Origin of the sequence: Streptomyces sp. NPDC091280, assembly GCF_044768565.1 — a bacterium.
GTDB lineage: Bacteria > Actinomycetota > Actinomycetes > Streptomycetales > Streptomycetaceae > Streptomyces.
In genome coordinates, this window is record NZ_JBIVUZ010000001.1 from 437,521 (window position 1) to 450,510 (window position 12,990).

10 protein-coding genes are annotated in these 12,990 nt (G+C 70.6%); 7 read left to right on the top strand and 3 right to left on the bottom strand.

Annotated features, from left to right (window positions below):
- The first annotated feature begins 28 nt into the window (after positions 1–28).
- Positions 29–1,063 (top strand): class II fructose-bisphosphatase, encoded by a 1,035-nt coding sequence (gene glpX / locus ACIQPR_RS02015; RefSeq protein WP_403640472.1) that lies wholly within the window; start codon positions 29–31, stop codon positions 1,061–1,063.
- A gap of 112 nt (positions 1,064–1,175) precedes the next feature.
- Here glpX and ACIQPR_RS02020 read toward each other — a convergent pair whose 3' ends face one another.
- Together ACIQPR_RS02020 and ACIQPR_RS02025 are read right to left on the bottom strand one after the other, a co-directional pair.
- Positions 1,176–1,550, bottom strand: a complete 375-nt coding sequence (locus tag ACIQPR_RS02020; RefSeq protein WP_403640475.1) for a WhiB family transcriptional regulator — start codon at positions 1,548–1,550, stop codon at positions 1,176–1,178.
- A 173-nt stretch (positions 1,551–1,723) separates the two neighbouring features.
- The gene (locus ACIQPR_RS02025; RefSeq protein ID WP_403640478.1) at positions 1,724–2,440 is read right to left on the bottom strand and encodes a DUF1707 domain-containing protein; all 717 of its coding nucleotides are present in this window, start codon (positions 2,438–2,440) and stop codon (positions 1,724–1,726) included.
- Between the two features lie 179 nt (positions 2,441–2,619).
- Between ACIQPR_RS02025 and ACIQPR_RS02030 the strand changes: the two genes are divergently transcribed.
- From ACIQPR_RS02030 to ACIQPR_RS02055, 6 genes are all read left to right on the top strand, one after another.
- Positions 2,620–4,290 carry a fumarate hydratase gene (locus ACIQPR_RS02030; protein WP_403640481.1) on the top strand — a complete coding sequence of 557 codons (1,671 nt, stop codon included), beginning with the start codon at positions 2,620–2,622 and terminating at the stop codon, positions 4,288–4,290.
- A gap of 368 nt (positions 4,291–4,658) precedes the next feature.
- Positions 4,659–5,042, top strand: coding sequence for an SH3 domain-containing protein (locus tag ACIQPR_RS02035; RefSeq protein ID WP_403640484.1), 384 nt, complete (start codon positions 4,659–4,661; stop codon positions 5,040–5,042).
- 170 nt (positions 5,043–5,212) lie between these two features.
- Positions 5,213–5,968 carry a DUF2690 domain-containing protein gene (locus ACIQPR_RS02040; RefSeq protein WP_403640487.1) on the top strand — a complete coding sequence of 252 codons (756 nt, stop codon included), beginning with the start codon at positions 5,213–5,215 and terminating at the stop codon, positions 5,966–5,968.
- A 93-nt stretch (positions 5,969–6,061) separates the two neighbouring features.
- Positions 6,062–7,465 (top strand): class II fumarate hydratase, encoded by a 1,404-nt coding sequence (locus ACIQPR_RS02045; protein WP_403640490.1) that lies wholly within the window; start codon positions 6,062–6,064, stop codon positions 7,463–7,465.
- 72 nt (positions 7,466–7,537) lie between these two features.
- Complete coding sequence (locus ACIQPR_RS02050) at positions 7,538–8,230, top strand: DUF402 domain-containing protein (RefSeq protein ID WP_403640493.1); 693 nt, start codon at positions 7,538–7,540, stop codon at positions 8,228–8,230.
- A 302-nt stretch (positions 8,231–8,532) separates the two neighbouring features.
- A complete protein-coding gene (locus tag ACIQPR_RS02055) occupies positions 8,533–10,617 on the top strand; it encodes a SpoIIE family protein phosphatase (protein WP_403640496.1) in 2,085 nt (694 codons plus the stop codon).
- 62 nt (positions 10,618–10,679) lie between these two features.
- On the opposite strand, the gene ACIQPR_RS02060 is transcribed toward ACIQPR_RS02055, so the two are convergent.
- Positions 10,680–12,977 carry a transglycosylase domain-containing protein gene (locus tag ACIQPR_RS02060; protein WP_403640499.1) on the bottom strand — a complete coding sequence of 766 codons (2,298 nt, stop codon included), beginning with the start codon at positions 12,975–12,977 and terminating at the stop codon, positions 10,680–10,682.
- Positions 12,978–12,990 lie beyond the last annotated feature (13 nt).

Genomic DNA, 12,990 nt, shown 5'->3' on the forward strand with positions numbered 1-12,990 from the left:
CGTCGTCGTATCAGAAAGGTGCGCTCCGATGACCGAGCATCATCATCTGCCGTCCGAACTCGAAGTCCCCTCCGAGGCTCCCGACCGCAACCTCGCCCTGGAGCTCGTCCGGGTGACCGAGGCCGCCGCGATGGCCGCGGGCCGCTGGGTCGGGCGCGGTGACAAGAACGGCGCCGACGGCGCCGCCGTGCGGGCCATGCGGACCCTCGTCTCCACCGTCTCGATGAACGGCGTCGTCGTCATCGGCGAGGGCGAGAAGGACGAGGCGCCGATGCTCTTCAACGGCGAGCGCGTCGGTGACGGGACCGGCCCCGAGTGCGACATCGCCGTCGACCCGATCGACGGCACCACGCTCAACGCCAAGGGCATGCCGAACGCCATCGCCGTGCTCGCCGCCGCGGACCGGGGGTCGATGTTCGACCCGTCCGCCGTGTTCTACATGGACAAGCTGGTCACCGGGCCCGAGGCCGCGGAGTTCGTCGACATCGAGGCGCCGATCTCGGTGAACGTGCGGCGGGTGGCCAAGGCGAAGCGCGTCACGCCCGAGGACGTCACCGTCGTCGTACTGGACCGGCCCCGGCACGACGGGATCATCAAGGAGATCCGGGAGACCGGCGCGCGGATCAAGCTGATCTCCGACGGCGATGTCGCCGGGTCGATCCTGGCGCTGCGCGAGGGCACGGGCGTGGATCTGCTGCTGGGCGTCGGCGGCACCCCCGAGGGCATCATCTCGGCCTGTGCCGTGAAGTGTCTGGGGGGCGTGATCCAGGGCAAGTTGTGGCCCAAGGACGACGCGGAGCGGCAGCGCGCGCTGGACGCGGGGCACGACCTGGACCGCGTGCTGACCACCAACGACCTGGTGTCCGGCGAGAACGTGTTCTTCGTCGCGACCGGGATCACCGACGGCGAGCTGCTGCGGGGCGTGCGCTACCGCGCGGAGACCGCCACGACCGACTCGATCGTGATGCGGTCGAAGTCCGGGACGGTCCGGCGGATCGACTCCGAGCACCGGCTGAGCAAGCTGCGGGCCTACAGCGCGATCGACTTCGACCGGGCCAAGTAGGAGCGGCGAAATCCACCGCGGCTCCACCCCGGCCGGTCACCGCCGACCGCGGCCGGTCACCGTCGGCCGCGCAGTGAAAAGGCGCCCCCTGGTGCGGAGGGGGCGCCTTTCGTCAGCCTGCCGCTGCTATGCGGCCCGCCGCGCGGGACTTCTGGAGTTCCAGGTCGCGGCGGCGGCGCCTGGCCAGCACCACCCGGCGCTCGGCGGCCGTGAGGCCGCCCCAGACGCCGTAGGGCTCGGGTTGGAGCAGGGCGTGTTCCCGGCACTCGACCATCACCGGACAGCGCGCGCAGACGCGCTTGGCCGCGTCCTCGCGGGAGAGCCGGGCGGCGGTGGGTTCCTTGGAGGGTGCGAAGAACAGGCCGGCCTCGTCGCGCCGGCACACCGCTTCGGTGTGCCATGGAGCGTCTTGGTCCCTGTCTCGCACAGGCACCCGCTGAGCCGGAACAGCAGCTACCTGCAGGGACGAATGCGGCGGTTGCAGCACGGTCTACTCCTGACGACGGCTTCGCGAGCGAGAGACGATGCAGCAAGGCCTACCCGCTGTGCGCGCGCCTATGCACTGAGTTCCGAACCGCTGGTTTCCGTGCGCTCGTGCGCGTTGTCGGGGCCGGACCGGGGCGGACCGATCAGCTCCAGATGTGCCCCGATTCACAACCGTCAACGGTCCAGGTGCTTGCGCAAACTCTTGTCGACCTTGCGCTGAACCCGATCGAGAATGTCCGCGACGAGCTTGCCGCGCTTGGGTTTCGCCTCCACGTTTCCGAGTACGGCCCACCCGTCGACGTAGACCACGGGCGCGTCCGGCTCCAGTGAGTCCAGCGTGTCCACCTCGAAGTTGCCGAGGACACCGCCGCCGGTGCCGCGCAGCGACACGTTCTCCGGGACGTGGATCTCGACGTTGCCGAAGACGGAGACGGCCTTGATGACCACCTGCTGGTACTCGAAGATCGCCTCGCTGAGGTCGATCTCGACGTTGCCGAACACGGCGTACGCGTGCAGCCGGCGGCCGGCGCGCCAGCGGCCCTTGCGCATGGCGGAGCTGAACACCGCCACCACGTGCCCGTCGGCCTCGGCCGGGATCGCGCCGTCCGTCGGACGGTTCGGCGCGGGGCTGTACGACCGGGCCGCCGCCCGGTGTCCATGGGCGGCCGGCAGATCCTGGATGAAGACCTCCAGCTCGCCGACCGTCTTGGCGCTCAGCACCCCCTCGACCCGCTCGGCGTGCTCGTCGGCGGTCAGCCGCCCCTCGGCCAGGGCGTCGCGCAGGATGTCGGCGATACGGTCGCGGTCGGCGTCCGAGGCGCGCAGCGCGGAGGCTGCGGGCGCGGGCTGCGGGGCCGCGGGCGCGGATGCGGGCTGCTTCTGAAGGTCCACGACAGCAGCGTACCGAAACGCGATAGATCGCGACTAGGGGTGTGGACGACGTCGCGCGGCGAAGCTCCGACCGAACTGAGCCTTACCTCACAAGCTGGCTGTCAGTGGCAGGTCCTACGCTGGAGGACGCCTGCCAATGGAGGCCGGCCGCACTGTCTGTCGAGTGAGGAATGGGCGACATGCCTGAGTTCGCGTACACCGATCTGCTCCCCATGGGAGAGGACACCACCCCCTACCGGCTGGTGACCTCCGAGGGTGTCTCCACCTTCGAGGCCGACGGGCGGACGTTCCTCAAGGTCGAGCCGGAGGCGCTGCGCAAGCTGGCGGCCGAGGCGATCCACGACATCCAGCACTATCTGCGGCCGGCCCACCTCGCGCAGCTGCGCCGGATCATCGACGACCCCGAGGCGTCGGGCAACGACAAGTTCGTGGCGCTGGACCTCCTGAAGAACGCGAACATCGCGGCGGCCGGTGTGCTGCCCATGTGCCAGGACACCGGTACGGCGATCGTCATGGGCAAGCGCGGACAGAACGTCCTCACCGAAGGTGAGGACGAGAAGGCCCTGTCCCGCGGCATCTACGACGCCTATCTGAACCTCAATCTGCGGTACTCGCAGATGGCCCCGCTGACCATGTGGGACGAGAAGAACACCGGATCGAACCTGCCCGCGCAGATCGAGCTGTACGCGACGGACGGCGGCGCCTACAAGTTCCTCTTCATGGCGAAGGGCGGCGGCTCGGCCAACAAGTCGTTCCTCTACCAGGAGACGAAGGCGGTCCTCAACGAGGGCTCCATGATGAAGTTCCTTGAGGAGAAGATCCGTTCGCTCGGTACGGCGGCCTGCCCGCCGTACCACCTGGCGATCGTGGTCGGCGGCACGAGCGCCGAGTACGCGCTGAAGACCGCGAAGTACGCCTCCGCGCACTACCTGGACGAGATCCCGGCGGAGGGCTCCGACCTCGGACACGGCTTCCGGGACAAGGAGTTGGAGCAGAAGGTCTTCGAGCTGACTCAGCGGATCGGGATCGGGGCCCAGTTCGGCGGCAAGTACTTCTGCCACGACGTGCGGGTGGTGCGCCTCCCCCGGCACGGCGCGTCCTGCCCCGTCGCCATCGCCGTGTCCTGCTCGGCCGACCGGCAGGCCGTCGCGAAGATCACCGCCGAGGGCGTGTTCCTGGAGCAGTTGGAGACCGACCCGGCGCGGTTCCTGCCGGAGACGACCGACGAGCACCTCGACTCCGCCGAGGAGGACGTCGTCCGCATCGACCTCAACCAGCCGATGGACGCCATCCTCGCCGAGCTGACCAAGTACCCGGTGAAGACCCGGCTCTCGCTCTCCGGCCCGCTGGTCGTGGCGCGCGACATCGCGCACGCCAAGATCAAGGAGCGGCTGGACGCGGGCGAGGAGATGCCGCAGTACCTGAAGGACCACCCGGTGTACTACGCGGGACCGGCCAAGACGCCCGAGGGCTACGCGTCCGGTTCCTTCGGCCCGACCACGGCCGGGCGCATGGACTCCTACGTCGAGCAGTTCCAGGCGGCGGGCGGCTCCAAGGTGATGCTCGCCAAGGGCAACCGCAGCAAACAGGTCACCGACGCGTGCGACGCGCACGGCGGTTTCTACCTCGGTTCGATCGGCGGGCCGGCGGCACGGCTCGCCCAGGACTGCATCAAGAAGGTCGAGGTCGTCGAGTACGAGGAGCTCGGCATGGAGGCGGTCTGGAAGATCGAGGTCGAGGACTTCCCGGCGTTCGTGGTCGTCGACGACAAGGGCAACGACTTCTTCCAGAACCCGGCCCCGGAGCCGACGTTCACGCACATTCCGGTGCGGGGGCCGGGGCTGGCGTAGCCCGTCGGGTGCGGCGGGGACGGTTTGGTTTCCGCCCCCGCCGCCCCTACCCGTCCCGCCCCCAGGGGCTCCGCCCCTTCGACCCCACCGAGGGCCGCGCCCCGGACCCGGCCTCGCCCCCGATCACCGGACGCGCCAACCGACGTAGCGCCCCGCCCGGCGCGACCGGAGGGCACATCCCGTCCCGCAGGGGTCCCTGGACGCTCCCGAGGTGCTCCCGGAACGCCCGTGGGACACCGGTGAAGCCCGGCCCCCGTTCCAATTCGTCCCAGGGACGGGCGGGACGGCATTTCCGCCCGGTTTGCCGGAAAAGCTCCGGTCGACTGGATCACAGCCCGTGGTCCACGGTCGACTCGGAGGAACCCCCCATGATCCGACGCATTCTGCGCAACGGCCTCGTGGCCGCTGTCGCGGCCGTCGCCGTCTTCCCCGTCTCAGCCGTCGCCGCCGTCGGCGCCCCGGCCGGCCACTCGGCGCACCCGACCCGGCACCACGTCACCCGCCACCACGTCACCGCCCCCACCTGGGGCCGCGTCAGGACCCACCACTACACCCGTCTGAACGTCCGCTCGGGCCCCGGCACCGGCTACCGGATCGTCGGTACGCGACCGGTCGGGCGGGCGCTGCCGATCGTCTGCGAGACGCGCGGCGGCGGCGTCTTCGGCAACCACCTCTGGTACCGGCTCCCGCACCACGAGGGCTACGTCTCCGCGCACTACGTCCGCGACCGCGGCGCCGTCCGCTGGTGCTGACGCCCCGCTGAGCCACGGCGCCACCCGTCGGGACCGCTCGATACGTCCCGACGGGTGGCGCCAGGTCAACACCCCTTCATAATCCGGAATATTCGGGGCGATCGGGGTGTGGCCCCGCACCGCCCCCGGGAACGGATCACGACGGTCACCCGGTACGGCGAGGGAGCAGGATGGAAAGCCACGTGACGGTCGAGCGGCAGCGGCTCCTGACGGAACGGCTCCGCCTCCTCAAGCAGCGCACCGGTCTGAGCCTGGCCGCGCTGGCCGCCGTCACCCCGTACAGCAAGTCGACCTGGCACCGCTATCTGAACGGTGACCAGTTTCCGCCGCGGGCCGCGGTCACGGCGCTGGCCCGGCTCGCGCAGAGCGACCCCGGCCCGCTGTCCGCCCTGTGGGAGGCGGCGGCCCAGGAGCAGTCCAGGCCCGCCCCTCCGCCGCCGCGGCCCCCCGCCCCGCCCGTACGCGCCCGCCGGCCGCGTGCCGCCGCCCGTGCCCTCGTCGCGCTCGCCGCGATGGCCACCACGGTCGCGGTCACCGCCGGTGCCGCCGACGTCCTCGACCGCGACGCGGGCGCGGAGCCGCACACGTCGGCCTCCTGCCGTGCCGACGGCTGCCAGGGGGAACTGCCGGCCGCCGGCACCTGCGCCCGGGACGCCCGTACGGAGAGCGTCGTGGCGCGGGCCGCCCAGGTCGTACGGCTGCGCTACTCGCCGTCCTGCGCGACCGTCTGGTCCGAGGTGCGCACCCGGGTCGGCGGCACCCGGGAGATCTCGATCAGATCGGGCCGCGACGAGCTGTCCGCCGAGTACCCGGGCGACCGCTCGGACGGCTACACCAGCCCGATGCTCAGCACCGCGGACCCGCGCGACGCACAGGCCTGCGCCGAGGTGTCGGGCAAGCCCGTCTGCACCGCGGCGGACCACTGACCTCCACCACCCGCGCCGGAACACTCCGGTCCCCGCCTGCCGTGGGAACACGCGGCGCGTCCGCGATGCTGTCCCCACAGGAGGTGATCGGCGATGGCCGACGGTCAGGCAGCGGGTGCGTTTCGGGTCGAGCACGATTCGATGGGGGAGGTACGGGTCCCGGCCGACGCGAAGTGGCGGGCCCAGACCCAGCGGGCGGTGGAGAACTTCCCGGTCTCGGGGCAGCGGATCGAGCGCGCCCACATCGAGGCGCTGGCCCGGATCAAGGGTGCCGCCGCCAAGGTGAACGCCGAACTGGGCGTGCTGGACAAGGACGTCGCGGAGGCGATCCAGGAGGCCGCCCGCGAGGTGGCCGCCGGGGACTGGGACGAGCACTTCCCGATCGACGTGTTCCAGACCGGGTCGGGCACCTCGTCGAACATGAACGCCAACGAGGTGATCGCGACCCTCGCCGGTGAGCGGCTGGGGCGGGACGTCCACCCGAACGACCACGTCAACGCCTCGCAGTCGTCCAACGACGTCTTCCCCTCCTCCATCCACATCGCGGCCACCGGTGCCGTGATCCACGATCTGATCCCGGCCCTGGAGCATCTCTCGGGCGCGTTGTCGCGCAAGGCCGTCGAGTTCGCCGACGTGGTGAAGTCCGGGCGGACCCACCTGATGGACGCGACCCCGGTGACGCTGGGGCAGGAGTTCGGCGGGTACGCGGCCCAAGTGCGGTACGGCGTCGAGCGGTTGCAGGCCTCGCTGCCCCGGCTGGCGGAGCTGCCGCTGGGCGGGACCGCCGTGGGGACCGGGATCAACACCCCGCCCGGGTTCTCCGCCGCCGTGATCGCGGAGGTCGCCCTCGTCACCGGGCTGCCGTTGACCGAGGCCCGCGACCACTTCGAGGCGCAGGGCGCCCGGGACGGCATCGTCGAGACCAGCGGGCAGCTGCGGACCGTCGCCGTAGGGCTGACGAAGATCGCCAACGATCTGCGGTGGATGGCGTCCGGGCCGCGCACCGGGCTGTCGGAGATCTCGTTGCCGGATCTCCAGCCGGGGTCCTCGATCATGCCCGGCAAGGTCAACCCGGTGATCCCGGAGGCCGTGCTGATGGTCGCCGCGCAGGTGGTCGGCAATGACGCGACCGTCGCGACCGCCGGGGCCGCGGGCAACTTCGAGCTCAACGTGATGCTGCCGGTGATCGCGAAGAACGTGCTGGAGTCCGTCCGGCTGCTCGCGAACGTGTCGCGGCTGCTCGCCGACCGGACCGTGGACGGGATCGTCGCGCACCGGGAGCGCGCCCGGGAGTACGCCGAGTCCTCGCCCTCCGTCGTCACCCCGCTGAACAAGTACATCGGGTACGAGGAGGCCGCCAAGGTGGCCAAGAAGTCACTGGCGGAACGGAAGACGATCCGCCAAGTCGTCCTGGAGGGCGGCTATGTGGAGCGCGGCGACCTGACGGTCGGGCAACTCGACGAAGCCCTCGATGTCCTGCGGATGACGCGTCCGTAACCAATGGTCGCCATGGCGCGAACCGTGACGCGCGCCGCAGCGTCGTATGCCCCGGGCACCTAATATCTGTTCATGGCAGACGGTGGAGCGGTGAGAGCGGTGGAAGCGGGTACCTCTACGGCCTTCTGGGCGCCCGGGAGTCAGATCCTGTGGCGCTATCGGGAGAACGCCGGACCACGCTTCCACATCGTCCGTCCCGTCACGGTCGTGCGCGACGACGAGGAGCTGCTCGCCGTCTGGATGGCGCCCGGCACCGAGTGTGTGAAGCCGGTGCTCGCGGACGGCACGTCCGTGCACGTGGAGCCGCTGGAGACGCGGTACACCAAGCCGCGCACGGTCCAGCGCGACCACTGGTTCGGCACGGGGGTGCTGAAGCTGGCGCGGCCCGGTGAGGCATGGTCGGTGTGGCTGTTCTGGGAACCGGGATGGCGGTTCAACAACTGGTACGTGAACCTTGAGGAACCGCTTGTCCGTTGGGCGGGCGGGGTCGACTCCGAGGACCACTTCCTGGACATCACCGTGGATCCGGACCGGAGTTGGCAGTGGCGCGACGAGGACGAGTTCGCGCAGGCCCAGCGGGACGGACTGATGGACGCCCAACTCGCCGAACGGGTAAGGAAAGCGGGCTGGTCGGCGGTCGAGACGATCCGCGCGTGGGGTTCTCCGTTCGCGGACGGCTGGCAGCACTGGCGCCCGGATCCGTCCTGGGCTGTACCTTCACTTCCGGAGGACTGGGACCGCACCCCCGCGCACATGTCCACATGAGACCCTTGATGCGCCCCCGGTGCGCAACCGTAGGATCGTCCTCCGCAAGGGCAGCGCGACAACTCCCGGCGCATGTACCGGGACTGACCAGATGTCACCGAGGGGCGGCAGGACGTGAGCGAGGGGTACGAGGACCACACCGGCGACACCGGTCCTGAGGGCCGCCGGTCCACCGGTGGCACAGGAACAGCCTCTGACCACGCGGGAATTCCGTTCCTGGGGCACGTATTCCGGGTATCGGCATTTCGGCGGGACGATCCGCACGCGACACGTGCGGTCCCGGACGGACGGATTCGACACGCGTGACGGAGCACCCCACCTCCTTCGAGCGCCCGCAGGGCGCCGACCCCACGGACCCCCGCGGGGCGTTTCTGCGTACCTCGACGCCGCCGCCCAGGCCGTCCGGTGCCCCGGCCTTACCGGCTCAGGCACGCACCGGTGAGCCGTCCTCGCCACCGGGTACGAGCATGTCCCGCGCCAAGGGGAAGGACCCGGCAGGTACCCCTGTGAAGCCCGACACCGCAGGTGGCTCCGAGCACTCCCAGCCCTCGGCCGCCGAACCCGACGCCCACCGCCCGCGTCCCGTGCCCGAGGGCATCCCGGCCCAGCCGGGCCCCGACTCCGCGACCAAGGAGCGCCGTACGGGACAGGGGCTGCCCCCGGGCGGTCCCATGCCCATGCGGCGGGACGGGGACCGGCTGCGCTTCGTGGGCGCCGCGACCCGGCGGATCGCCCGCGGCATCGACCTGGACGAGATCGTGATGGGGCTGTGCCGGGCGACCGTGCCGACCTTCTCGGACGCGATCCTGGTCTATCTGCGCGACCCGCTGCCGGTGGGCGACGAGCGGCCCACGGGTCCCGTCGTGCTGCGGTTGCGCCGCACCGACCGGATCCCGGAGGAGCGGGACACGGAGAACGGCTTCCTGCCCGCGTTCCAGCCCGAGCAGCCGTCCGAACTGTCCGCGGTCACCGCCGAGTTGTGCGAGGTCAGGCCCGGTGGCGCGCTGAACGAAGTGCTGCGGGGCGTCCGTCCGGTGTTCGCCGACTCCCCGGCCGCGCGCGCCGCGCTGCCCGAACTGCTCGGCGAGGACGGCGAGTTGATCGTCCCCACCGGCCAGCGCGCGATCCTCGCGCCGTTGCGCGGCCGGCGCCGGGTGATCGGCGCCGCGCTGTTCCTGCGCAGTTCGGAGCGCATGGCCTTCGAGGCGGACGACCTCCTGGTGGCCGCCCAACTGGCCACGCACAGCGCCCTGGGCATCGACAAGGCGGTGCTCTACGGCCGCGAGGCGTACATCGCCGACGAGTTGCAGCGCACCATGCTCCCGGAGAACCTGCCGCGCCCCACCGGCGTCCGGCTGGCCTCCCGCTATCTCCCGGCCGCCGAGACGGCCCGGGTCGGCGGCGACTGGTACGACGCGATCCCGCTGCCCGGCAGCCGGGTCGCCCTCGTGGTCGGTGACGTCATGGGCCACTCCATGACCTCGGCCGCGATCATGGGCCAACTCCGCACCACCGCGCAGACCTTGGCCGGGCTGGACCTGCCTCCGCAGGAGGTCCTGCACCACCTCGACGAACAGGCCCAGCGCCTGGGCACCGACCGCATGGCGACCTGCCTGTACGCGGTCTACGACCCGGTCTCGCACCGCATCACCATCGCCAACGCGGGCCATCCGCCGCCCGTGCTGCTGCACCTGGGCGGCCGGGCCGAGGTGCTGCGGGTGCCGCCCGGTGCCCCGATCGGGGTCGGCGGTGTCGACTTCGAGGCCGTGGAGCTGGACGCGCCCGCCGGGGCCACCCTGCTGCTGTACACGGACGGGCTGGTCGAGTCGCGGCTGCGGGACGTGTGGACCGGGATAGAGCAGCTGCGCGAGAAGCTGGCCGCGGTCGCGCAGCTCACCGGACCCGATCACCCGCCGCCCCTGGAAGCCCTGTGCGACGAGGTGCTCGACATGCTCGGCCCGGGTGACCGGGACGACGACATCGCGCTGCTCGCCGCCCGCTTCGACGGGATCGCGCCGAGCGACGTGGCGTACTGGTTCCTCGACCCGGAGGACTCGGCGCCCGGTCAGGCCCGCAGGCTGGCCCGGCGGGCGCTGGCCCGCTGGGGCATGGAGGACCTGACCGACTCCGTCGAGCTGCTGGTCAGCGAGGTGGTGACGAACGCGGTGCGGTACGCCTCGCGGCCGGTCACGCTGCGGCTGCTGCGGACCGACGTGCTGCGCTGCGAGGTCGGCGACGACGTGCCGCAGCTGCCCAGGCTGCGCCAGGCGCGGGCCACGGACGAGGGCGGGCGCGGCCTCTACCTGGTCAACAAGCTGGCCCGCCGCTGGGGAGCGACCCGGCTCAGCACCGGAAAGGTGGTCTGGTTCGAGCTGAACCGGAACTAGGCCGACGACACGACGAGGGCGCCCGGCGGACTGCCGGGCGCCCTCGTGTCCGTCCGGGCCCGCTACTGGTCGAGCTGCCCGAACGGGTTGTCCGTGTTGTTGTCGGTCGGTGTCGCGGGCGGACTGGTCGTGGGTGACGCGGGCGCGCTGGTCGTCGGGGACGCGGGCGCACTGGTCGTGGGTGACGCGGGCGCACTGGTCGTCGGGGACGCGGGCGCACTGGTCGTGGGTGACGCCGGCGCGCTGGTCGTCGGGGTCGTCGTCGGCGTGAAGTCCGGCTCGACGGCCGCGCCCTGGTCGGTCTCCAGGTCGAACTTGCTGTTCGCCTTGGTCACTCCGAACATGTACGTCGCCCAGATCTGCGCCGGGTAGCCGCCACCGTTGATCCGGCCGCCGCCCGCGGTGATCAGACCGGTCGCGCCGGTCAGCGGGACCTGGGCCCCGGTGCCCTTCTGCTCGCCGAACAGGCCCACCGAGGTCACCAGGTCGGGCGTGTAGCCCGTGAACCAGGCCGACTTGTTATTGTCGGACGTACCCGTCTTGCCCGCGACCTGCTGCCCGTCGCGCTTGCTGTTCTGGGCCACCGAGACCTTCGCCGTACCGTCGTCGACCACGCCGGTCAGCACCGAGGACACCGTGTCGGCGGCCTCGCGCGGGATGACCTGGGCGCCGATCGGGTTCGGCATGGTGACCGTGCGCGTGTTGTGCGCGACCGACTTGATGATCGCCGGGGTGACCTTCCGGCCGTGGTTGTCGAAGGTGGCGTAGACACCGGCCATCTCCATCGGGCTCGCGCCCATGGTGCCCAGGGTCTGCGCCGGTACGGCCTTCAGGTCGCCGGGGTCCATGCCCAGCTGCTCGGCGGTCTTCATCACCTTGTCCATGCCGACGTCGACACCGAGCTGCGCGAAGACGGAGTTGATCGACTTGTTCATCGCGGTCTGGACGGTGACCTTGCCGTAGTCCTGGTCGTCCTCGTTCTCCGGGGCGAAGGCGATGTCGCTGCCGACGACCGGGCGCTTGCTGGTGCCGTCGTAGAGCGTGTCGGTGGTGATCGTCTTGCCGGACTGCGTCTTGGCCTGGTCGGCCAGGGCCGCGGCGAGGATCACCGGCTTGAAGGTGGAGGCGGGCTGGTAGTCGGTGCGGGTGGCGTTGTTCGTGAAGTGCTTCAGATAGTCCGAGCCGCCGTACATCGCCACGACCGCACCGGTCTTCGGGTCCACGGACACCGCGCCCGGCTGGACGTTCCCGTCCACCTTGCGCTTCTTGGCGTCGAGCTTGCTGGTCAGCTGGGACTTGACGGCCTTCTCCAGCTGGGTCTGCTTCTTCTTGTCGATGTTGAGCGTGATCGTCCAGCCGCCCGCGTTGACCAGCGCCTCGGCCTCCGTGGTGTTGGACGCCTGGCCGCTGGATATCAGCTGCTTCTCCAGCGCGCTGTCGGCGGCGGTCACCATGTAACCGGTCTGGCCCTCCATGCCGGCCTCGGCCCTGGGCGCCTTGGGGACCGGGAACTTCATGGCCGCGCGCTTGGTGGAACTCAGCCAGTCCTGACCGACCATGTTGTCCAGCACGTAGTTCCAGCGCGCCTGCACCAACTTCTTACCCGTGTCGGTCGCGATGGCCCAGTCGTACTGGTTCGGCGCCTGGAGCAGCGCGGCGAGATAGGCGCCCTGCTCGACCGTGAGGTCCTTGGCGTCGACGCGGTAGTAGGCCTGCGCGGCGGCCTGGATGCCGTAGGCGCCGCGGCCGTAGTAGCTGGTGTTGATGTACCCGGCGAGGATGTAGTCCTTCGACTTCTCGCGGTCCAGCTTGAGCGAGATGACCATTTCCTTCAGCTTGCGCGTGACGGTCTGGTCCTGCGTCAGGTAGTAGTTCTTGACGTACTGCTGGGTGATCGTGGAGCCGCCCTGCGCGCCCTTGCCGGAGAGCGTGTTGAGCAGGCCGCGCGCGGTGCCCTTGAGGTCGACGCCCGCGTCCTTGTAGAAGGTCTTGTTCTCGGCGGCGACGAACGTCTCCTGGACGGCCTTCGGGACCTGTGAGAGGTCCACGTTCTCGCGGTTGACCGTTCCCCTACGGGTCATGACCGAGCCGTCGCTGTATTTGTAGACGTTGCTCTGGAGCTTCGCGTCGGCGTTGCCCGCGGGGATGCTGATCATCATGTAGAGCACGATGAACGCGCCGATGCCCAGCAGGCAGAAGCCCAGGAACGTGCCGAGGATCTTCTTCCAGGTGAAGAGTCTGCGTATGAAGCTCCGGCCGTCCTTGCCGCTCTTGGCATCCGCTCCCGACGAACGGCGGGTCTTGGGCGCAGCGCGGCGGCCACCGCGTTGTCGCGCTCGTCGCTCTTCCGCTCGTCCCATGAGTCCGTCTGCT

Bases quoted from the DNA above. Each gene is read 5' to 3' on its own strand.
- ACIQPR_RS02040 (WP_403640487.1), top strand. From the start codon at position 5,213: ATGGAAAGCCACGTGACGGTCGAGCGGCAGCGGCTCCTGACGGAACGG.
- ACIQPR_RS02035 (WP_403640484.1), top strand. From the start codon at position 4,659: ATGATCCGACGCATTCTGCGCAACGGCCTCGTGGCCGCTGTCGCGGCC.
- ACIQPR_RS02060 (WP_403640499.1), bottom strand. From the start codon at position 12,977: ATGGGACGAGCGGAAGAGCGACGAGCGCGACAACGCGGTGGCCGCCGC.
- ACIQPR_RS02045 (WP_403640490.1), top strand. From the start codon at position 6,062: ATGGCCGACGGTCAGGCAGCGGGTGCGTTTCGGGTCGAGCACGATTCG.
- ACIQPR_RS02030 (WP_403640481.1), top strand. From the start codon at position 2,620: ATGCCTGAGTTCGCGTACACCGATCTGCTCCCCATGGGAGAGGACACC.
- ACIQPR_RS02050 (WP_403640493.1), top strand. From the start codon at position 7,538: ATGGCAGACGGTGGAGCGGTGAGAGCGGTGGAAGCGGGTACCTCTACG.
- glpX (WP_403640472.1), top strand. From the start codon at position 29: ATGACCGAGCATCATCATCTGCCGTCCGAACTCGAAGTCCCCTCCGAG.